At 65.8% G+C, this 20,614-nt stretch carries 18 protein-coding genes; 8 read left to right on the forward strand and 10 right to left on the reverse strand.

What is annotated here, in order from left to right:
* Window positions 1-53 precede the first annotated feature (53 nt).
* Entirely contained in the window at window positions 54-407 is a 354-nt protein-coding gene (locus VLA96_10860) for a GIY-YIG nuclease family protein (protein ID HSE49697.1), read from the forward strand.
* On the opposite strand, the gene hemW is transcribed toward VLA96_10860, so the two are convergent.
* Window positions 343-1,581 (reverse strand): radical SAM family heme chaperone HemW, encoded by a 1,239-nt coding sequence (gene hemW, locus VLA96_10865; protein ID HSE49698.1) that lies wholly within the window; start codon window positions 1,579-1,581, stop codon window positions 343-345. The two genes, VLA96_10860 and hemW, sit on opposite strands and share 65 nt — an antisense overlap.
* Window positions 1,582-1,648: 67 nt before the next feature.
* Here hemW and VLA96_10870 point away from each other — a divergent pair, with 67 nt between their 5' ends.
* From VLA96_10870 to VLA96_10895, 6 genes are all read left to right on the forward strand, one after another.
* Entirely contained in the window at window positions 1,649-2,896 is a 1,248-nt protein-coding gene (locus tag VLA96_10870) for a beta-ketoacyl-[acyl-carrier-protein] synthase family protein (protein ID HSE49699.1), read from the forward strand.
* Window positions 2,897-2,975: 79 nt separating this feature from the next.
* Window positions 2,976-4,049 carry a hypothetical protein gene (locus VLA96_10875; protein ID HSE49700.1) on the forward strand — a complete coding sequence of 358 codons (1,074 nt, stop codon included), beginning with the start codon at window positions 2,976-2,978 and terminating at the stop codon, window positions 4,047-4,049.
* Window positions 4,050-4,118: 69 nt separating this feature from the next.
* Window positions 4,119-6,020 (forward strand): ABC transporter ATP-binding protein, encoded by a 1,902-nt coding sequence (locus VLA96_10880; GenBank protein ID HSE49701.1) that lies wholly within the window; start codon window positions 4,119-4,121, stop codon window positions 6,018-6,020.
* A 17-nt stretch (window positions 6,021-6,037) separates the two neighbouring features.
* Window positions 6,038-7,351, forward strand: coding sequence for a hypothetical protein (locus VLA96_10885; GenBank protein HSE49702.1), 1,314 nt, complete (start codon window positions 6,038-6,040; stop codon window positions 7,349-7,351).
* 149 nt (window positions 7,352-7,500) lie between these two features.
* Entirely contained in the window at window positions 7,501-8,655 is a 1,155-nt protein-coding gene (lpxB, locus tag VLA96_10890; GenBank protein HSE49703.1) for a lipid-A-disaccharide synthase, read from the forward strand.
* A gap of 148 nt (window positions 8,656-8,803) precedes the next feature.
* Window positions 8,804-10,819 (forward strand): M1 family aminopeptidase, encoded by a 2,016-nt coding sequence (locus VLA96_10895; GenBank protein ID HSE49704.1) that lies wholly within the window; start codon window positions 8,804-8,806, stop codon window positions 10,817-10,819.
* A gap of 167 nt (window positions 10,820-10,986) precedes the next feature.
* Here VLA96_10895 and VLA96_10900 read toward each other — a convergent pair whose 3' ends face one another.
* The 9 genes from VLA96_10900 to VLA96_10940 all read right to left on the reverse strand — a co-directional run bounded on the left by VLA96_10900 (window position 10,987) and on the right by VLA96_10940 (window position 19,942).
* Entirely contained in the window at window positions 10,987-12,102 is a 1,116-nt protein-coding gene (locus VLA96_10900; protein HSE49705.1) for an SAM-dependent methyltransferase, read from the reverse strand.
* 1 nt (window position 12,103) lies between these two features.
* Entirely contained in the window at window positions 12,104-12,400 is a 297-nt protein-coding gene (locus VLA96_10905) for a hypothetical protein (protein HSE49706.1), read from the reverse strand.
* Window positions 12,401-12,478: 78 nt separating this feature from the next.
* The gene (locus VLA96_10910; protein ID HSE49707.1) at window positions 12,479-13,717 is read right to left on the reverse strand and encodes an ABC transporter permease; all 1,239 of its coding nucleotides are present in this window, start codon (window positions 13,715-13,717) and stop codon (window positions 12,479-12,481) included.
* Window positions 13,717-14,970: an ABC transporter permease gene (locus tag VLA96_10915; protein ID HSE49708.1), complete on the reverse strand. Its 1,254-nt coding sequence runs from the start codon at window positions 14,968-14,970 to the stop codon at window positions 13,717-13,719. Before VLA96_10915 ends, VLA96_10910 begins: the two co-directional genes overlap by 1 nt.
* A gap of 101 nt (window positions 14,971-15,071) precedes the next feature.
* Window positions 15,072-16,316 (reverse strand): ABC transporter permease, encoded by a 1,245-nt coding sequence (locus VLA96_10920; GenBank protein ID HSE49709.1) that lies wholly within the window; start codon window positions 16,314-16,316, stop codon window positions 15,072-15,074.
* A gap of 9 nt (window positions 16,317-16,325) precedes the next feature.
* A complete protein-coding gene (locus VLA96_10925; protein ID HSE49710.1) occupies window positions 16,326-17,576 on the reverse strand; it encodes an ABC transporter permease in 1,251 nt (416 codons plus the stop codon).
* Between the two features lie 166 nt (window positions 17,577-17,742).
* A complete protein-coding gene (locus tag VLA96_10930; GenBank protein ID HSE49711.1) occupies window positions 17,743-18,534 on the reverse strand; it encodes a hypothetical protein in 792 nt (263 codons plus the stop codon).
* A 334-nt stretch (window positions 18,535-18,868) separates the two neighbouring features.
* The gene (locus VLA96_10935; protein HSE49712.1) at window positions 18,869-19,753 is read right to left on the reverse strand and encodes a 3-hydroxyacyl-CoA dehydrogenase NAD-binding domain-containing protein; all 885 of its coding nucleotides are present in this window, start codon (window positions 19,751-19,753) and stop codon (window positions 18,869-18,871) included.
* A 3-nt stretch (window positions 19,754-19,756) separates the two neighbouring features.
* Window positions 19,757-19,942, reverse strand: coding sequence for a hypothetical protein (locus VLA96_10940; protein ID HSE49713.1), 186 nt, complete (start codon window positions 19,940-19,942; stop codon window positions 19,757-19,759).
* A 197-nt stretch (window positions 19,943-20,139) separates the two neighbouring features.
* Between VLA96_10940 and VLA96_10945 the strand changes: the two genes are divergently transcribed.
* Window positions 20,140-20,614: hemerythrin domain-containing protein (locus VLA96_10945; protein ID HSE49714.1), on the forward strand; the 475-nt coding region annotated here is incomplete at its 3' end.

The raw sequence follows: 20,614 nt of genomic DNA on the forward strand, positions 1-20,614 counted from the left end.
GAAGCGCGACTCCGCCGTGGTCCGCCGCGGCGGACGAGTCAAGGGACTACGCCTTGCAAAAAGAGCACGTCTACTACGTCTACATCCTAGCCAGCGCCGCGCGCGTGCTCTACATCGGCATGACCAGCGGCTTGCCCCGCCGCATCTGGAAGCATCAGCACAAAAACTACCCCGGATTCACCTCGCACTTCCACTTTCGCCGGCTGGTGTATTACGAGATGTACGACCGCGTCGATCGCGCGATCGCGCGCGAGAAGCAGCTCAAGCGCTGGCGGCGCGAGAAGAAGATCTGGTTGATCGAGCGTGCGAATCCTGACTGGACCGACCTGAGCCTGGACTGGTTCAAGGAAGAACCGAGGCTTGGTCTTTCGACTCCGGCCGCCGTTGGCGGCCTTCGCTCGGGATGACAGGCTGGGGTTGCGGCGCGACAAACTCAGCAAAGACTTCGTTCGATAGAAGCCTTCCCGGCTCCGTCAGCCGAATGGCCTTGCCCTCGCGTTCCAACATTCCGTCCTGCACGAACTGCTCGACTACGCTCAAGAACGGCGCTAGCTCGGCTACGCCGAACTCCGCGCGCAGCTTCTCCACGTCCACGCCGCGATTCAATCGCAGCCCGAGGAAGAACGACTCTTCCAGCGCCTGCCCGCGGCTGACGCGAGCGACCGTGGCCGCTCCGACACGCGTGTAGTCTTCCAGGTTGTCGGGCGTCGCGAGGCGCACTGCGCCCTCGCGCGCACACAACATCGAGTGCGCGTCCACCCCGAACCCCAGGTACGGCTGCCTGGTCCAGTACTTCAGGTTGTGCCGCGACTCGCTGCCGGCGCGCGCGAAGTTCGAGATCTCGTACTGCGCGATCCCCGCGGCGTTCAGCCGCTCGAGCGCCAGCTCGTAAAGCGCGGCGGTCGTCTCCTCGTCCGGGACGTGATGCGCGTGGTAGCGCGCGCCGCCGGCGATCAGTTCCCGGCCCAGCCGCGAGTCGTCGTCGACTTCCAGCATGTACACGCTCGCGTGCGGCACGCCGGTCGCGATGGTCTCAGCCAGCGACTGCTCCCACGAATCCGGCGTCTGGTGCGGCAGCCCGGCGATGAGGTCGAGCGAGAGGTTCTCGATGCCGGCCGCGCGCAGCCGCGCGATGTCGGCGAGCGCGATGGCGCGCGTGTGCAGCCGCCCGACCGCGCGCGCTTCCTCATCGACGAACGACTGCACGCCCAGGCTCACGCGGTTCACGCCGCACTCGCGCAGCGTCGCCAGCAGCGGCTCGCTCAGCGTCCCTGGCGCGACCTCCACGGTGATCTCCGCATTCGTCGCGACCTCGAACACCCGACGCACCGCCTCGAACATCCGCCGTAACTGCTCCGGCGCGAGCACCGACGGCGTCCCGCCGCCGAGATACACCGAATCCACGGCGCGCTGGAACTCTCCGCCCGCATCGGTGGCCATCTGCTCGGCGCGCGCGATATCCGCGCAGACCCGTCCCACGTACTCATCGAACCGCGCCGCCGAGAACACGTCCGACGCGAAATTGCAGAACGAGCACTTCGTCCGGCAGAACGGCACCGAGATGTAAAGGCCCAGGGCCATCGAATCATTGTACCGGCGCGTTACCGGCTGCCGGCTCGCGCATCGAATAGAATGACCGCCTCCTCTCATGCCCCGCCGCGTCGTCATCACCGGGATGGGCTCTCTCTCGCCGAACGGCGTGGGCAACGAGGCCTTCTGCCGCGCGCTGCTCGGCGGCGCCTCCGGCGTCCGCCGCGTTACGCGCTTCGACCCCAGCGACCTGCCCGTCCAGATCGCCGGCGAGGTCGACTTCGACGAATCGCGGTTCTACGACGCGCGCGAGCGCAAGCACGTCTCCCGCGTCGTCCCGATGGCCATCGCCGCCGCCACCGAAGCGCTCCGCGAAGCCGGCGTCGAGCACGAGGCGCTCTCGCTCGACGACAAGCGCGCCATCGGCGTCGTGCTCGGCTCGGGCGGCGGCGCGCAGGAGTTCAGCGAGGAACAGTACCGGCTCTGGCTTACCGGCCAGATCAAGAAGGTCTCGCTCTTCTCCATCCCCAGCGGCACCATGGGAACGCTCTCCTCGGAAGTCAGCATGCGCTTCGGCTTCCGCGGGCCCAGCCACGTAGTGACGACCGGCTGCACCTCCTCGACCGACGCGCTCGGCTACGCCCTCGACCAGATCCGCCACGGCCGCATCCCGGCGATGCTCGCCGGCGGCGTCGACGCCCCCATCGCCCCCGGCATCATGAAGGGCTTCACGCTCATGCGCATCATGACGCCGAGCTGGAACCACGCCCCGGAGCGCGCCTCGCGGCCCTTCTCCGCCGACCGCGACGGCTTCGTCGTCGCCGAGGGCGCCTGGATGTTCCTGCTCGAAGAGTACGACCGCGCCCGCGCCCGCGGCGCGCGCATCCTCGCCGAGATCGCCGGCTACGGCTCCACCTGCGAGGCCTTCCACCGCGTCCGCCTGGAGGAGTGCGGCGAAGAGCCCGCCCGCGCCATCGCGCTTGCCCTCGCCGACGCCGGCATCGCCCGGGAACAGGTGGACTACGTGAACCTCCACGGCACCTCGACGCAGCTCAACGACCGCATCGAGACGCGCGCGCTCAAGCTGGTGCTGAATTCGCGCGCCGCCCAGACGCCGATGTCCGCGCTTAAGTCACAGATCGGCCACCCCCAGGGCGCATGCGGCGCCGCCGGCGTCGCCGCCACCCTGGTCGCGATGCGCCACGAGCAGCTCCCGCCCACCCTCAACCTCGACCAGCCCGACCCGGAGTGCGACCTCGACTACGTCCCCGCCCCGGGCCGCAAGCACGCCATCGAGCACGCGGTGTGCAACTGCATCGCCTTCGGCTCCAAGAACTCCGCGCTCGTCCTGCGCCGGTTAGTCTAGCCACGGCACTGTTCCGAAAACAGAACAAGAAACACTTTGCCTGCACACCGCAGCGGGGCTGTGCTTAAATCCGCGCATCATGAAGCGCTTATTCGTACTTTCCCTTCTTCTTCTCGCCTTCCCTGCGGCTTTCGCGCAAGAGAGCACCCTCGCCAAGCTGTATGTCGTCCGACTGCAGCGCACCACGCCCTATGAGAGCGTGTGCGCCCTGGTGCGCGCCGACGGCAGCTATCGCTTGGAAGAGACGCACCAGAAGCGCGTCTTCGAGGGTCTGCTGTTGAGCGACGCTCTAGCCACTCTGCGCAAGGCGCTCAACGACCCGGCGATGGTCTCGCTCTCCCAGGCGCAGATCGAGATGCCGAACATCGAAGCGGCAAGCTTCGACCACATGCAGGTCACGATCGCGCGCGACAACGGCTGGCAGGACCTGCGGTTCCGCAGTCCGGATCGCAAGCCGGCGAAGGACCAGGTGGAAGCCCTGCAGGATTTCCTCGGTGATCTGCGCAAGGTGCCGAAGGCCCGCCTCGCCGATAGCGACGCCAACGACTGCATCCCCCCGCCCGCCGTCATCAAGCGACCGGTCACAGTGGCCGCCGGCGTTCCGGCGATTCAGCGGCCCGCGATGAGCTGGGTCGTGTGGCTGAGGCAGAACCACACCACGGATGACCTCAATTCGTTCTCGATGCGCGCCGAGCGCAAGTGCATCCTCGTCACCGAGGACGGCACCTTTCGTTACGAAAAGACGAGCCAGGTGAGCGGAAGCAAGATCGAGGGCAAGGCTTACCAGGGCAAACTACCGGACGAAAGCGTCCAGCGGCTGCAAGCGATTCTGGCGGATCCGCAACTGGTAAATGCGCAGAACGGCGAGCAACCAGACGCACTCACGTATCAGGGCGACATGGACGGCCTCGATGTGGATGTTCCCCGCAGCGAAGGCCACCAGATCCTGCGTACGCGCGTCGTCACCGGCGTCTCAACGAAGAACAACCGGCAACTTGGCGCCGGTGGCTTCGTGCACCGCAACTACGCCTTTGGGCCGATCAAACAGTTGAAACCCCTGGAATCGTGGTTCCATAGCGCCGAGAAACTGAAGATGCAGCAGATCAAGGGCGCCGTGCTCAATGACTGCAAGAGCGTCACGGTGGGACCATAGGTCCTCGCGGTTCAACCTTTTTCGCATCCCAACGCCATCCGCGCGCGTCTGTAGAATGTTACCCAGCGCATGGCCGAATCCCACCACGACGAAGAAGTCCTCGGAAAAGCCTACGACGCGCGGCTGATGAAGCGCCTGCTCGGCTACCTGCGGCCTTATCGCTGGCAGGTCGCCCTGGCGCTCGGCTCCATCGTCATCAAGGCCGCGGCCGACGTCCTCGGTCCCGTCCTCACCATGATCGCCGTCGACCGCTACCTCGGCGGCCGTCTCGGCCAGGGCGCCGGCTATCGCTGGATCTTCACCCGCATCACCGATCTCCTCAGCTCCGAGCCGCTGGTCGGAGTCGCCCAGATCGCCGGCGTCTACGTCGGGCTGCTCGCGCTCAGCTTCGTCCTGGAATATCTCCAGACCTACTACATGCAGTGGGTCGGCCAGATGGCGATGTTCGACCTCCGCAGCCAGATCTACCGCCACCTGCAGCGCATGCACGTCGGCTTCTACGACCGCAATCCCGTCGGCCGCCTGGTCACCCGCGTCACCTCCGACGTCGACGCCCTCAACGAGATGTTCACTGCCGGCGTCGTCTCCATCTTTGAAGACATCTTCGTGCTTATCGGCATCGTCGCCATCATGCTCTTCATCGACTGGCGGCTGGCGCTCATCGCCTTCTCCGTGCTGCCGCTCATCTTTGTCGCCACTTTGATCTTCCGCAAGTTCGTGCGCGACAGCTACCGCCGCATCCGCACCGCCATCGCCCGCATCAACGCCTACCTCCAGGAGCACGTCTCCGGCATCGTCGTCCTCCAGCTGTTCAACCGCGAAGACCGCTCCTACCGCGAGTTCGAGCAGGTCAACCGCCAGCACATGGACGCTTTCAAGGACGCCATCCTCGCCCACGCCATCTACTACCCCGTGGTCGAAATCCTCTCCGCCACCGCCATCGCCAGCGTCATCTGGTTCGGCGGCTTGCAGACCTTCACCGGCGCCGTCGGCATCGGCATCCTCGTCGGCTTCATGCAGTACGCCCAGCGCTTCTTCCGCCCCATCCAGGACCTGAGCGAGAAGTACAACATCCTGCAATCCGCCATGGCCTCGAGCGAGCGCATCTTCAAGCTGCTCGACACGCCGGCGGCGATCGTCTCGCCTGCGCAGCCCAGGCAGCCCGAAGGGCCCGGCCGCATCACCTTCGAGAACGTGTGGTTCGCCTACGGCACGAACAAGGAGACCGGCGAGCCCGACTGGGTCCTGCGCGACGTGAGCTTTGCCATCGAGCCGGGCGAGACCGTCGCCATCGTCGGACACACCGGCGCCGGCAAGACCACCATCATCTCCCTGCTGCTGCGCTTCTACGACGTCCAGCAGGGCGCGGTGAAGCTCGATGGCGTCGACGTCCGCGAGCTCGACCTCTCCGCGCTCCGCCGCCGCTTCGGCGTCGTGCTGCAGGACCCGTTCCTGTTCACCGGCACCATCGCGCAGAACATCCGGCTCGGCTCCGAGTGGATCACCGACGAGCGCATCGCGCGCGCCGCCGAAGAAGTCAACGTCGCCGACTTCATCCGCACGCTTCCCGCCGGATTCCAGGAGCAGATGCGCGAGCGCGGCTCCAACCTCTCGACCGGGCAGAAGCAGCTCATCAGCTTCGCGCGCGCCCTCGCCCACGACCCCAGCATCCTGGTGCTCGACGAGGCCACCTCCTCGGTCGACACCGAGACCGAGTTCCGCGTGCGCGACGCGCTCTCCCGCATGGTCGAGGGACGCACCTCGGTCATCGTCGCGCACCGCCTCTCCACCATCCAGCGCGCCGACAAGATCATCGTGATGCACAAGGGCAAGGTGCGCGAGGTCGGCTCGCACCAGCAGCTGCTCGCGCAGCGCGGTATATACTGGAAGCTCTACCAGCTCCAGTACAAGGACCAGGAAGTGCCTCCGCCGGTCGCGCGGCCGGATGTCTCCGTCAGCGCCGACGACTAGCGCGGGCCTCCGCGCCCATGCCGCGACTCGCCACTCTGGCCTTTATCTTCGCGCTCTCCGGCGCGCTCGCCGCTCAGGCTCCCGGGACCATCAAGGAATACAACGACCCCGACGCGCCCGCGCCCGTCGCTGACCCTGCGCCCGCGGCGCAGCCGCAGGCCGAGCAGAAGCCTGCGGAAAAGAAGATTCGCGACTACAGCGACGCTCCCGCGCCCGTTGCTCCCGAGCCCGCGAAGCCCGCGGCTCCCGCCGCCAAGCCACTTCCTGCGCAGCTCTCCGCCCGCGAGGCCGAGATGCGCGCCGTCGCCGAGCGCTTTGCTCCCGTGCTGCATCACCGCATGGCCGGCAACGCCGACCAGCACCGCTTCGACTGGCCCACCTCCTTCGACTTCGACAAGGACTGGGTCGGCAACAACAACTGGGAACACGCCGCCGACCCGCAGTTCAAGCTCTGGTGCTACGTCTATTACTCCGTCATCGAGAGCGAGGACCATTACTTCATCCACTACGCGCTCTTCCACCCGCGCGACTGGTCCGTGGTCGAGCCCTCCTACTCCGGCGTGCTCGACACCATCCAGGAACAGTACAAGCAGATCATGGGTCAGAAGACGCGCGAGGAGGTCGAGTTCAACCACGAGAACGACCTCGAGGGCGCCCTCGTCATCGTGGACAAGTGGGCGCAAGGCGGGCCGCGCGTCGTCGCGCTCGAGACCGTCGCGCACAATCACCTGCTGCGCTCCATCGCCGACGACGCCGCCGGCCTCCGGCTCACCAACTCGCAGGAGCCCATCCCGCTGCTCACCGAGGAGGGTCGCCCCATCCTCTACGTCGAATCGCAGAAGCACGGCATCCACCCGCTGACCAGCGAGGTCTCCGAGCCCGACAACCCCATCGTCGTTCTGCGCTACGGGAAGGCGGTGGAGTTCTCCCAGGCCAAGGGCGCGACCGAATCCACCTACGAGCTTGTTTCCTTGCCCAAGACCATCTGGGTGCAGGCGAAGAAAGCCACCGAGCCCAACACCACCTTCGGCACCACGTTCGATTTCGGCGACAGCTTCTGCAAGGTGGAAGGCGCGCAGCGGCCCGCGTGCGAACTCGGACCCATCGGCGACGCCTTCCTCGGCGCCTACGGCCGTCCCAACTCCGCGCACGGTCCCTGGGGCTGGGTGGACAACGACGACAAGCAACTGCCGCAGGGCGCCTGGTTCTTCGACCCCATCTTCATCCTCAAGCGCCACTTCGGCCTGTTCGACACGCGCGAGCGCTACCTCTACAACCCCTACCTCGGCATCGACCGCGACACCGTCCGGGCGCCCGCCCACAGCGAATGACATCCCCAACGGAGTTGTAGCGCGCTCGCCGTCGAGCGCGCAGCGTCGGCCGAAGCAGAAGATTAGGACAGCCCGAAGGGCGGCATTCGTTAGCAGGAGATTAGGACAGCCCGGCAGCCCCTTTAGGGGCGGCACCATATACTGACCGCTTGAAAAGAATCCTCATCTCCGCCGGCGAGGCCTCGGGCGAGCTCTATGCCGTCGGCCTGATGCGCGCACTGCAGAAGCGTATGCCGGACATCGAGTTCTTCGGCGTCGGCGGCGAAGCGATGAAGCAGGCCGGCTGCGACGTCGTGGTCGAGTCACGCCACCTCTCAGTCGTCGGCATCACCGAGATCGTCTCGCACCTGCCCAAGCTCTACGGCGAGTTCCGCAAGCTCATCCGCGAGGCCGACCGGCGCAAGCCCGACGCCGCCATCGTCATCGACTCGCCCGCGTTCAACTTCAAGGTCGCGAAGGAGCTGCACGCGCGCGGCGTGCCCGTCATCTATTACGTGGTTCCGCAGCTCTGGGCGTGGCGCGAAAAGCGCATCGCGCGCTTCCACAAGTGGATCAGAAAGGCGCTCGTCATCTTCCCGTTCGAGGAGAGGTGGTACCGCGAGCGCGGCGTGGACGCCGAATTCGTCGGCCACCCGCTGGCGGAGGAGCAGCCTACGACACGCACCCGGGAAGAATTCACGGAAGTCTTTCGCCTCGATGCACGGAAGGATTGGATCTCACTACTTCCCGGCAGTCGGTCCAAGGAGATAAAAGCTAACTTCGGAACGATGTTCGTGGGTGCCAGCAACTTCTACCCGGAATGCGAGTTGGCAGTTGTCAAGGCACCCGGCGTGCCGCCCGACCTGTTTCAGGAGAGCTTCGACATCCGGGAACCTGCAAGGGGGCCTTCCCGCGCCGCGTACCACCTCGTCAGTGACGCCGCTAGCTTTCTCAAGTTTTCCCGCGCCGCCGTCGTCGCCTCCGGCACCGCCACCGTCCAGGCCGCGCTCGCCGGGACGCCCTTCGTCATCGTCTACCGCGTCTCGCCGCTCACCTGGCGCCTCGGGCGTGGTCTCTTGAAGGTACCGTTCGTCGGGATGCCGAACCTCATCCTCGGACGCAAAGCCGTCCCCGAGCTGCTCCAGCACGACTTCACCCCGGAAAACGTCGCCCGGGAGCTGAGGCCCCTGCTGGAAGACGGCCCCGCGCGTGAGAGAATGGTGCAAGACCTCCAGGAAGTCCGGCAGCGCCTGTTGGCGGGCTCGAACAGCCTGCCGGCGGCCGAGCGCGCCGCCGAAGCGGTGGTCCGGACCCTGGGATGGTAAAGATCAATGGTAGAGACGCCCTTTTGGGCGTCTCGGAGACGGCCAGAAGGCCGTCTCTATCCGGCAGTCAGGTACTCTGAAAGCACCCATTCGGCCCCGGTACTCATCCAATCTTAAAGTCCGCAGCAATTCTGGAGCATTTCTCAACATGACGCTCGCACATCGGCCCCTGCGACGTGCCGGTCTTCTCTTCCTCGCGGTGCTGTTCGCCCTGCCCGGGTTTGCCGCCGAGAAGGCGCGCCTTGAGGTCACTAACTACACCATTGACGTCGACCTCATCCCGCAGACCCACCGCCTCACCGCCAAGGCGAAGGTCGAGTTCACCGCCACCGACGACATCAACACCGCGGTCTTCGAGCTGCACAACGCCATGCGTGTCAGCAAGGTCACCGACGCCGCCGGCAAGCCGCTCCAGCCCGAGCGCGTCACCCAGGACTCCACCGTCCGCGTGCCGCTGCCCTCCGGCCTCAACAAGGGCCAGTCCTCCACGCTCACCTTCGAATACGAAGGCATGATCTCCGACGCCGACGACTCGCCGGTCGAAGGCCTGCAGCTCGCGCACATCGCCACCGATTCCACCTATCTGCTCTACGCCGGCCGCTGGTTCCCGCTCGTCAACTATGGCATCGACCGCTTTACCGCCACCATCAACGTCACCGCGCCCACCGGCATGAAGGTCATCGGCTCAGGCGCGACCGCCGCGCGCGCCGCCGCTCCCGCCGGTCCCAAAGCCGCCGGGGCGGGCAAGGTCACGCACTCCTTCGTCTGGGACAAGCCCAGCTTCCCCGGCACCATCCTCGCGGGGGAATACGAGACCTTCAAGGGCGTCTCCGGCGGCATGACCGTCAACGTCTTCTTCAAGCCCAACCACAAGGCCGAAGGCCCCGCCTACGCCGACACCGCCGCGCGCGAGCTGGAATACTTCGCCTCGCTTTACGGCCCCGCGCCCTCGCGCACGCTGAACCTGGTCGAGCTGCCCACCGACACCGTCCCGACCGCGTGGGCGCCCGAACTCGCCGCCATTACCGGTTTCGCCGTCAGCCCCAAGACCAACTACCGCCTGCTCGCCAACGTGATCTCGCACCAGTGGTGGGGCGTCTCGGTCAGCCCGGCCTCGAAGGCCGACATGTGGCTCTCCGACGGCTTCGCGCGCTATAGCGAGATGCGCTACGTCGAGTTCGCCGCCGGGCAGTCCGGCCTGGAAGAAGCCGCCAAGGACATGGCCGTCGGCGCGCTCGCCTACGACACCACGCCGCTCTCCCAGGTCTCGCGCCTCGACAACTTCTCGCCCGAGTTCCAGTCGCTGGTCTCCGACAAGGGCGGCATGATCCTGCACATGCTGCGCTGGGTGCTGGGCGACGTGCCCTTCGACCGTACCATGCGCGCCTTCGCCCAGCAGTACGCCGGCAAGAGCGCCAGCGCCGCCGACTTCCGCACGCTCGCCGAATCGCTCTCCGGCCAGAAGCTCACCGCGTTCTTCACCCAGTGGCTCGATTCCACCGGTGCCCCTGAGTTCCGCAACAAGTACACCATCTACCGCCTCGGCGGGAACAAAGGCTTCCGCGTCTCCGGCCAGATCTCGCAGGACCTCGACCTGTTCTCCATGCCGCTCGAGGTCCGCGTCGATACCGACGGCAAGACCGAGATGAAGCGCATCACCGTCTCCGGCACCGAGTCGCCCTACATCATCGAGACCTTCGGCAAGCCGCGCCGCATCGTCATCGACCCCTACAGCCGCGTGCTGAAGAACTCGCCCGAGCTCAAGGTGCGCGCCTCCATCCTGCGCGGACAGCAGCTCGTGCGCGAGGGCGACCTCACCGAGGCGCTCAAGGAGTTCCAGAAGGCGCTCGACTCCAACAAGAGCAGCTCGCTCGCCCACTATCGGATCGCCGAGGTCTTCTTCCTCCAGAAGAACTACCAGTCCGCCGCGAACGAGTACCGCGAGGCGCTCAACGGCGACGGCGACCCGCGCTGGACCGAGGTCTGGAGCCACATCCAGCTCGGCAAGATCTTCGATATCACCGGCCAGCGCGAGCGCGCCACCAACGAGTACCGCCAGGCCATCCAGACCAACGACAACACCCAGGGCGCGCTCGACGAGGCCCGCAAGTACCTCCAGGCCCCTTACTCGCAGAACAAGGACCGCGAGCGCGACGGCGACTAGAAGCAGCAATAAGCGATAAGCAATAAGCTGGGCCGGCTCGCGCCGGCCCTTTTCTTTCCCGCTCCGATATCTTTGAGGGGTCATGCTGAGGAGCGTCGCTAGCGCGGCGCTTTCTCCAGCCGCGCGAGCAGCGACGAAGCACTTTGGTTTCGCTTATCGCTTATCGCTTATCGCTTGCTGCTGAACTCCAACCCACTCAACCGCGGCGCTTGCTCCACGCCCTTCCCCAACACCATCACGTGAAACGTCTCGCCCATCCCCGCCGGCGTCACTAGGTGCTTGAGCTGGAGCGCGACCTTGGCATGCTCCTGCGGAACGGAGCACCCTTCGAACGCGTCGGCGAACTGCGTCTCTTCTCCGATGCCCAGCAGGAACTGCGACTGCGTCACGAACCCGAGCTTGTAGAGAAAGGCCTTCTCGGCCCACCCTTCCAGCGCGGTGAAGTTCACGTGCGCGGTGATGTCCTGCTCCCCCGGAGCTTCGTAGGGGTCCTCGCTCGCCTTGTGCTCCCGGTAGCACATCAGCGTGTCGAGGTGCCGCCCCGCGATCTGCTCTGCCTGTGTGTATCCGTAGTCGATCACAACCGCGAACCCGCGCTTCATCGCCTCACCTGCAAAGAAGATCTGATCCATTGCTTGCAGGCAGCGCTCCACACGCTCGCCGGCTTGCGGCCGCACGCTGTATTCCGCCAGGACCTCCTGGTAAGCCTCATCAATCGGCGCGAACGTCTCCACGAACCTCCCTTCCCGCTCTCCGACGCACACCAGCCCGCGATGGTCGATGATCTCAACCGGCAACGCGTCGAAGAACTCGTTCGCAAAGACGATGGCGTGCTCGCGGGCCTGCGGCAGCTTCTCCGCCACCTCCGCCTTGCCCGATTTCACATGCGATTGCAGCGTGTCGAACAGCCGCTGCCGCAATCCCGCCGAGCGCTCGACCAGCACGTAATGCAGCGCCTCGAAAAACTTGGGAAACTTCTTCTGCGACCAGTCCAGCACGTCGCGCGCGAACAGCCCGCGCCCCGGCCCCAGTTCGATCAGCTCCAGCCGCGCCGGCTCGCCCAGCGCGCGCCACATCTCCTCGAACTGCCGCGCCTGCAACCGCCCGAACACCGCGTGCACGTCGGAGCTGGTGTAGAAGTCGCCGGCCTTGCCGAACTTCTCCTGCGGCCGCGCGTAGTAGCCCCACTCCGGGTGATAGAGGCACAGCTCCATGTACTCGGAAAACGGCATCGGCCCATGCTGCCGGATGCGCTCCACGATGAGCTCTCTCAGTGCCGCCACTCTAGCCGCCGGTGCGCTCACGGCGCTGCCGCTCCTGGTGGTCCTGGGGTGTGCGGAGGAACATCTCGACGAAGTAGTCGTGCAGGCAGTCATACAGCATCCGCTGGAAGACCCACTCGAAGTTGGGGTGATCGAGGTCCCGCGGATGCAGCGTCGCGGTGTACGTGTGCACCTTCACGCTGGGGTCCTTGAAGCGGATGAGCAGTTCCACGCCCTCGCCGGCTTCCTGCGCGTCGAACACCAGCAACGGATGCTCGTACAGCGCCAGTTGTGCGCGGACCTTCTCGAGGCGAGTCACGAAGGGGATTGTAAACGTCAAACGCACGGAGCGGGCCCGGCCACTCACAACTCGCAACTCACAACTCGCAACTCGCAACTACTCGTACCGCAGCGCCTCGATCGGGCTCAGGCGCGCGGCCTTGATGGCCGGCAGCATCCCGCTCACGATCCCCACGAAGATCAGGATCCCGGTCGCGACCATCAGGTTGGCCGGGTCGATGATCAGCCGGATGTCGCCCGCCTCCGCGTTCTTCGCCAGCGCGGAATACAGCGTCAGCCGCCCCACGCCCAGCGACACTATGTACGCCAGCACGATCCCCGCCAGCCCGCCGGCAAAGCTGATGGCCAGCGCTTCCGCCAGGAACTGCAGCAGGATCGACCGCCGCCGCGCGCCCAGCGCCTTCAGCGTCCCGATCTCCCGCGTCCGCTGCTGCACCGACACCAGCATGATGTTCATCAGGCCCACGCCGCCGATCCCCAGCGTCAGCGTCCCGATGAACGCCAGCAGGACCTGCAGCCCCATCGTGATCACGCGGAACTGCGACAGCCGCTCCAGCGAGTTGAACACGAACACCGCGCGCCGGTCGTCTTCGCGGAAGTTGTGCGCCTGCCCCAGCGTCGCGCGCACCATGTGCTCCACCTTCTGGTAGTCGAGCCCTTCGTAGTCCAGCCAGATCCCGTCGAGATACTGCGTGTTGTCCAGGTCGCCCATTGAGGTGAAGGGCACGTAGATGACCCGGTTGATGTTGTCGTCGCCCTCCTGCATCTTCGGCTCCAGCACGCCGATCACCTGGAAGCTCAACCCGTCCAGCCGGATGTACTCGCCCACCGCGTACTTCCCGCTGAACAGCTTGGTCTTAGCCTCCGACCCGATCACCGCCACCCGCCCGCGCTGGATGTAATCCTCTTCGTTGAAGAACCGCCCCATCTCCGGCCGCAGCTTCCGGATGTCGATCATCCCGGTGTTGACCCCCGAGACCGGCAGCGGATAGCTGCGGTTCTCGTAGGCCACGTTCGCGCGCTTCCCCACCTCGGGCGACACGTGCTTGATCATCGGCACCGCGTTCACCAGCCGGTCGATGTCGTCGTAGGTGAAACGCACCTGCACGCCGGCCTTCGCGCCGCCGGCCTGCTTCGAGGTGCGTCCCGGGAACACGCCCAGCACCTTCGATCCGAACGATTCGAAGATGTTGGTGATGGCGACGCCGAACCCCGCGCCATAGGCCAGCAGCAGGATCACGGTCGCGATGCCCCACGCCATCCCCAGCATCGTGAGCGTGGCGCGCCGGCGGTCGTGCTGCATCGCGCCGTAGGCTTCCCGGAGCAGGTCGCGCATCATGCTTCGTGCCTCAGCGCTTCCACCGGCGGCAGCGCCGCGGCTTTGCGCGCCGGGTAGACGCCCGCCACGATCCCCGCCAGCGACAGCGATGCGATGGCCAGCGTCGCGCTTGACGCCACCAGCGTCGGCGGGTCGAACCCAGGCGGCGACGGCAGCTTGCTCAGCGCCGCCATCAGCCCGGCGGCCGCTCCCATGCCCACCCCGCCCGACACGATCGTCAGGATCACGCCCTCCAGCAGGAACTGCGTCATGATGTTCCGGTTCGTCGCCCCCAGCGCCTTGCGCAATCCGATCTCTTTCGTCCGCTCCGCCACCGACACCAGCATGATGTTGATGATGCCGATCGCTCCCAGCGCCAGCGTCACCAGCCCCACGCTCCCCAGGAACATGTTCATCGCGTCGAAGATCTTCCCCACCATCTCCTGGCTCTTCACCGTGTCCCAGTCCTCGAACGCGTCTTCATTCTTGGGGTCGAAGCCGTGGTTGCGCGCCACCACGGTGCGCGCTTCCTGCCGCGCCTGCTCGTGGTCCTCCGCCCGCGTCGGCGTGTAGTTCACGAACGAGATCGCCCCCGGCGCGTTGGTCGCGTCCTTCACCGGGAAGTACGTCGCCATGGTCGAGAACGGGATGAAGCACCGCACGCTCGACGAGTTCCCTTCGTCCTTGGTGAAGTTCGAGATGAACCCGATCACCTCGAACCGCAGCCCGCCGATGAGCAGGAACTTCCCGATCGGGTTCGGGTCGTCCGGGAACAGGTTCTTCTTCATCTCCCAGCCGATGACGGTGACCTGCCGCCGCTGCTCCTCGTCGAGCTCGTTCAGCCACCGCCCTTTCGCCAGCGGCAGGAAGCGGATCTGCTTGAACACCGGCAGCACGCCCGCCACCTGGCCGTTCGAGTTCTGCGTCTCGCTCACCACCCGGATGTCCTGCCGCACCAGCACCGGCGACGCGTACTTCACGTGCGGCTGCCGCCCGATCTCCATCGCGTCCTCGGAGGTGATCCAGTAGCGCCGCATGCCCGTCGCCTGCCCCTGCACCGCCGGGATGCGCCCGTTGAACATGAACATGATGTTCTCGCCGATCTCGGCGAGCTCCCGCTTGTTCCCGCTGCGGAACCCTTCTCCCACCCCCACCAGCAGCAGCAGCGATCCCACACCCCACGCGATCCCGAACATGGTCAGGAAGGAGCGCAGCTTGTGCGCCCACAGCGTGCGGAAGGTCTGCGCGAGAATGTCCCAGAGCGTGCGCATGTTTGGCGGAGCTTCTACTTTAGCAGGAAAGGTACCGGGCTCTGAGTCCCGAGTCCCGAGTCAGGATCGGCCGCTCGCAACTCGCGACTCGAGACTCGGAACTACTCGTAGCGCAGCGCTTCGATCGGGTCCAGCCGCGCGGCCTTGATCGCCGGCAGCATCCCGCTCACGATCCCCACCAACCCCAGGATGATGGTCGAGACCACCAGCGACATCGGCGAGATCAGCAGCCGGATGTCGCCCGCCTCCGCGTTCTTCGCGATCGCGCTGTACAGCGTCAGCGTCCCCACGCCGAACGAAACCAGGTACGCCAGCAGGATGCCCAGCACGCCGCCCAGCGCCGTGATGGTGAGCGCCTCCGCCAGGAACTGCACCAGGATGGACCGCCGCCGCGCGCCCAGCGCTTTCAGCGTCCCGATCTCCCGCGTCCGCTGCTGCACCGACACCAGCATGATGTTCATCAGCCCCACCCCGCCGATCCCCAGCGTCAGCGTCCCGATGAACGCCAGCAGGATCTTCAACCCCGCCGTGATGATGTGGAACTGCGTCAGGTCCTTCAGGATGTTGGCCACGAAGATGGCGCGCTTGTCCGTCGGATTGAAGCTGTGCGCCTGCCCCAGCACGGTCCGGATCTGCGTCTCCACCTTCTCGTACTCCATGCCTTCGTAGTCGATCCAGATCCCGTCCACGTACTCCGTGTTCCGCAGGTCGCTCATCGTCGTGTACGGGATGTACACCTGCGTGTTGATGTCGTCGTTGTTCCCTTCCTGCATCTTCGGCTTCATCACGCCGACCACCTCGAAGCTCAGCCCGTCGATGCGCACGGACTCGCCCAGCGGATACACGCCGCTGAACAGCTTGGTCTTCGCGTCCGACCCCAGCACCACCACGCGCGCCCGCTGGTTCACCTCTTCCTGGTTGAAGAAGCGCCCGGAATCCACCGTGAAGTTCCGGATCTGCTGGAACGGCGGCCCCACCGCCGCCACCGACCATTCATAGTTGCGCGAATCGCGCGCGATCTTCCCCTGCTTCCAGTACGCCGGCGAGATCCGCTTGATCAGCGCCACGTTCGTCCGCAGCCGGTCGATGTCTTCCATCTTGAAGCGGATCTGCTGCCCCGCCTTCGCCCCGCCTGCCTGCAGCGACGTCCGCCCCGGGAACACCCCGATCAGCTTCGTCCCAAAGTTCGAGAAGATGGCCTCGATCGCGCGCTCGAATCCCGACCCGTAGGCCAGCAGCAGCACCACCGTCGCGATGCCCCACGCCATTCCCAGCATGGTCAGCGCGGTGCGCCGCCGGTTGAACTTCATCGCGTCGATGGATTCGGTGAGCAGATCGCGCAGCATGGCTTCCTCCTACTCCTGTCGCAGTGCCTCGACCGGCGTCAGCAGCGCGGCCTTCCGCGCCGGATACAGCCCGGCGACCACGCCGGCGACCGACAGCGAGATCAGCGCCAGCGCCGCCGAGGACGGCACCAGTGTCGGCGGATCGAATCCCGGAGGCGCCGGCAGCGTCCCCAGCGCGGCCATGATCGCCCACGCCAGGAAGATCCCGATCCCTCCGCTCAAGGTCGTCAGGAACGCGCCCTCGATGAAGAACTGCGTCAGGATGCTGCGGTTCGTCGCCCCCAGCGCCTTGCGCAGCCCGATCTCCTTCGTCCGCTCCGTCACCGCCACCAGCATGATGTTGATCACGCCGATCGCCCCCAGCACCAGCGTGATCAGCCCCACGCTCCCCAGGAACTTGTTCATCGCGTCGAAGATCTTCCCGATCGTCTCCACGCTGTCGGCCGTGTCCCAGTCGAACCAGTAGTCGTCTTCGTCGGGGTCGATGCCCCCGCCGTGGTTCTGCCCCACCAGCACGCGCACTTCGCGCCGCGCCGCCGCGTGATCGTTCACGTCCTTCGGCTGGAAGTTGAGGTAGGTGATCGAGTCCGGCTTCTCCGCGTCCTTCAGCGGAAAGTGCTCCCGCATGATGTTGAACGGGATGAACGCGCGCATGTCGGTCGCGCTCGACTCGCCTCGCATCTTCTTCACTGTCCCGATCACGGTGAAGCGATACCCGTTCAGCAGGATGGTCTGCCCCAGCGCCGGCGCGCCCTTGAACAGGTTCTTGTACAGCTCATTGCCCAGCACCACCACGTAGTGGTGGTCGTCGTCGTCGGCTTCGTTGATCCAGCGCCCGCTGTCGATCGGCATGTAGCGGATGCGGTCATAGTTCGCCGTCACTCCGAACACCTGGCCGTTGGTGCTCTCGCTCTCGTAGATCACCTTGATGTCGCCCCGGTTCAGCACCGGCGAGATCTCGCCCACCGTCTTGGCATGGTTCTTGATCGTCAGGTAGTCCTGGTAGGTCGGTTGGTAGGTCCGGCTCGCGGTGTGGCTGCCCTCCGCCGCCGGGATGCGCCCGCCGAAGAAGAACATGATGTTCTCCCCGATCTGCGCCAGTTGCTTCTTGTTGCCCGTGCGGAAGCCCTCGCCCAGCCCCACCAGCAGCAGCAGCGAGAACACTCCCCACGCGATCCCGAACATGGTGAGGAACGAGCGCAGCTTGTGCGCCCACAGGGTGCGAAGCGTCTGCCCGAAGATGTCCAATAGCGCGCGCATGCCTGCCTACAGATACGGACGGTACCTGCCCCCGGTTCCTTCTTAGACCGGAGAAAGAGAGGAAGGTAACGGTCTTTTTTCCGGCACGCCCGGCGGGCACGCCGGGGCTTACAGCAGGCGCGGCCCGGTTGCGCGTTCCGCCCTTCGATTCAGCCACTTACGGGTATCAATTCGCGGGGCTGGCTTGCCCGACGTACTCGTTGCTCTGCTGGTAGTGGCAGGCGCGGCAGAACTGCAGGAGCGAGTTGCTGGCGGGATTGTCCGGCTCGTACCAGCCGCGGAGAAAGAAGCGCGTCGGCTTCATTACCGTGACGCCGTTGATCTGGTAGCGCGCCCGATTGACCGCGTGGGGGTTGTGGCAAGTGGAGCATTCCACGTACGCCACGCCCGTGGTGTCCGGCGCGCCATAGAACCGCATCGGCCGCCCATAGGTATTGCTGAAGTGCACCGTGCCCGGGTCGGCGGTGCTGAACCGCACGCGGCCGTTGGTGTCGATCGTACACGGCCAGTGTTCCCCGTCGCACTCGTAGCGCACGTGCACCGGGTGGTCGTTGGCAAGGCTGGAAGCATCGGCGGCCAGAAAGGTCGAGGCGCCTGCGCCTCCTTCCACCGTCCGTCCCGTCATGCCGGCGACGGCGACCGCGCCGTCATGACACGAGAGACACGCGGCGCTGTGGAACAGCGGGTCCGAGGGTGTGTAGCTGTTCGGCATCGTCAGCACGCTGCCATCGTAGAGCGTGTACGAAGTCGCAATGAAGCCGCGGCCCCACAGCCAGCGCGCGCCATTGGCTGGGTCGGCCGCCGCGTCGCTGGCCGCGCCGCTGTGTGGCATGTGGCAAGACTGGCAGCCCCGGCCGTCCACGTTGTGGGGACCGAGGATGTCGGGCGACTGCGTGGCGGCGAAGGGCGCGATGATGAACACCAGCAGCCCCAGCCGGAAGACCAGTGCGCGTGTCATACCTACCTCCCGAGACTGTTACTTGGGGTATACCGCGCCTCCGCCGAGAGCGAGCGGGCCGGCGCAAGAATCGGCGGTCCGCGATGCCAGATCGGAACCTCGCAGGAAACCAAGCGCGTTTCGAAGCAGGAAGACCGAACGGATTATTTTTGTCGCCGGGGGCTTGCTGGCCCAGTAGTGGGGCTGACTGGTGGCCCAGGCAACCCGACACCGCGAACCGGAAACGGATTCGCCGTGGGTTACGCCACCCCTGATCGAATGATTCTAATGACGAAGCGGTCGAGACACCCCGGGATGGGATGGCGTCGAAGTAAACGCTAGGAATCTCCGGCGGCTAGCGACTCTTCTCCGCCGTCTTGCCCTGCTCCGGGTAGTCGTACACGCCGCGCCCGGACTTGCGCCCCAGGCGCCCCGCTTTCACGTACTGCACCAGCAGCGGGCACGGCCGGAACTTCTCGCCTAGCGACTTGTGCAGGTACTCGAGGATGTGGAGCCGGGTGTCGAGCCCGACCAGGTCCACCAGTTCGAACGGGCCCATCGGGTGGTTCAGCCCAAGTTTGAGGGCTTTATCGATGTCGGCGGCCGAGGCGATGCCCTCTTGCAGCATGTAAAACGCCTCGTTGCCGATCATGGCGTTGATGCGGCTGGTGATGAACCCCGGCGCCTCGCGGATGACGACGGTCTCTTTCCCCATCTTGCGGCCGACTTCCACCGCCGCCGCGATGGTCTCGTCGTCGGTCTCGAGCGCGCGCACGATCTCCAGCAGCTTCATCTTGTGCACCGGATTGAAAAAGTGCATGCCCACGCACCTCTTCGCGCGGTAGGTGACGCTGGCGATCTCGGTCACCGACAGCGACGAAGTGTTCGACGCCAGGATGGTCTTGGGCGCGCAGATCTTGTCGAGCAGCGTGAAGATCTCGATCTTCGACTCCAGCTCCTCGGGGACGGCCTCGATCACCAGGTCGGCGGCGCGCGCCGCGTCTTCCACCGAGCCGGCAAACTCGATGCGCGCGAACGCCGCGTCGGCCTCCGGTTTCGACACCTTGCCCAGTTCAACTGCCTTGTCGAGGTTGGCGCGGATCTCGCTCTCCGCCTTGCGCAGCGAGGCGGGCAGGATGTCTTCCAGGATGGTGCGGAACCCGCCCAGCGCGGCGGCGTGTGCGATGCCGCGGCCCATGATGCCCGCGCCGATGACGGAAACGGTCTTGATCTCCGCCATTCGTTAGTGGCCCTTCTCGAGCTTCTCGATCAGCGCCTTCAGCTCCGCTTCCTGCTTGCGCATGTAGTCGGCGAGCTTCTTCTTTTCCTCGTCGCCCATGAAGGGGATGTTGGCGCTGATGCGGCGCATCGTGGTGCCGAGGTCGTCGACGTAGTTCATCATGCGGATGATCTCACCGGTCGTGGGCATGCCAGCTCCTGTCGGCCCGCGTCGGCGGGACGAATCCACTATTTTCGATGCCAGCGCGCTTTTAGTAAAGCCGGGAGCGAAGCGAGAAAAGACATCCTTTGCGCCGCGCGTTCTTCGCGGCACAAAGGAGGATGGGAATAGCACGAAAGACGCGACGTTTCGCGCAGCTCCTCACTCCGTTGCGCGATAATGGCGGGATGCAGCGCGACCAGGCCTTGATCCCGCTCTCGCAGCAGCACCACGACGCGCTCGCGCTCTGCGTCTACATCGAGCGCGCCCACAAGTCGGGCCATCTCGACCTCGCGCACTGGAACCGCGAGGTCGCCGCAGCCTGGGAGCGCGAGATCCGCTGGCACTTCCAGTCCGAGGAAGAGCTCGTCTTCCCCGCGGCGCAGAAGGTCGAGGGCCTGCGCGCCCTCGTCGCCGAGCTGCTCGCCGAGCATGGCGAGATGCGCGCGAGCTTTGCCCGCTCCGGGAAGAACGCGCTGGCCGCGGACGAACTGCTCCGCTTCCGCCAGCTCTTGCACGACCACGTGCGCAAGGAAGAGCGCCATCTGTTCGAGCAGATGCAGGCCGCGCTCCCGGCTTCCGAGCTTTCCGCCCTCGGCCAAGCGCTGGACGAGTTCTTCGAGCGCAACACGGGAGGCCTGGCCTGCGCGCTGCGCCATCCGG

This window comes from Terriglobales bacterium, from assembly GCA_035457425.1.
Classification (GTDB): domain Bacteria; phylum Acidobacteriota; class Terriglobia; order Terriglobales; family Acidobacteriaceae; genus JACPNR01.

Excerpts from the sequence above, each read along its gene's own strand:
- VLA96_10885 (HSE49702.1), top strand. The coding sequence starts at position 6,038 with ATGCCGCGACTCGCCACTCTGGCCTTTATCTTCGCGCTCTCCGGCGCG.
- VLA96_10870 (HSE49699.1), top strand. The coding sequence starts at position 1,649 with ATGCCCCGCCGCGTCGTCATCACCGGGATGGGCTCTCTCTCGCCGAAC.
- VLA96_10940 (HSE49713.1), bottom strand. The coding sequence starts at position 19,942 with ATGCCCACGACCGGTGAGATCATCCGCATGATGAACTACGTCGACGAC.
- VLA96_10935 (HSE49712.1), bottom strand. The coding sequence starts at position 19,753 with ATGGCGGAGATCAAGACCGTTTCCGTCATCGGCGCGGGCATCATGGGC.
- VLA96_10875 (HSE49700.1), top strand. The coding sequence starts at position 2,976 with ATGAAGCGCTTATTCGTACTTTCCCTTCTTCTTCTCGCCTTCCCTGCG.
- VLA96_10895 (HSE49704.1), top strand. The coding sequence starts at position 8,804 with ATGACGCTCGCACATCGGCCCCTGCGACGTGCCGGTCTTCTCTTCCTC.
- VLA96_10880 (HSE49701.1), top strand. The coding sequence starts at position 4,119 with ATGGCCGAATCCCACCACGACGAAGAAGTCCTCGGAAAAGCCTACGAC.
- VLA96_10915 (HSE49708.1), bottom strand. The coding sequence starts at position 14,970 with ATGCGCACGCTCTGGGACATTCTCGCGCAGACCTTCCGCACGCTGTGG.
- VLA96_10930 (HSE49711.1), bottom strand. The coding sequence starts at position 18,534 with ATGACACGCGCACTGGTCTTCCGGCTGGGGCTGCTGGTGTTCATCATC.
- VLA96_10920 (HSE49709.1), bottom strand. The coding sequence starts at position 16,316 with ATGCTGCGCGATCTGCTCACCGAATCCATCGACGCGATGAAGTTCAAC.
- hemW (HSE49698.1), bottom strand. The coding sequence starts at position 1,581 with ATGGCCCTGGGCCTTTACATCTCGGTGCCGTTCTGCCGGACGAAGTGC.
- VLA96_10925 (HSE49710.1), bottom strand. The coding sequence starts at position 17,576 with ATGCGCGCGCTATTGGACATCTTCGGGCAGACGCTTCGCACCCTGTGG.
- VLA96_10910 (HSE49707.1), bottom strand. The coding sequence starts at position 13,717 with ATGCGCGACCTGCTCCGGGAAGCCTACGGCGCGATGCAGCACGACCGC.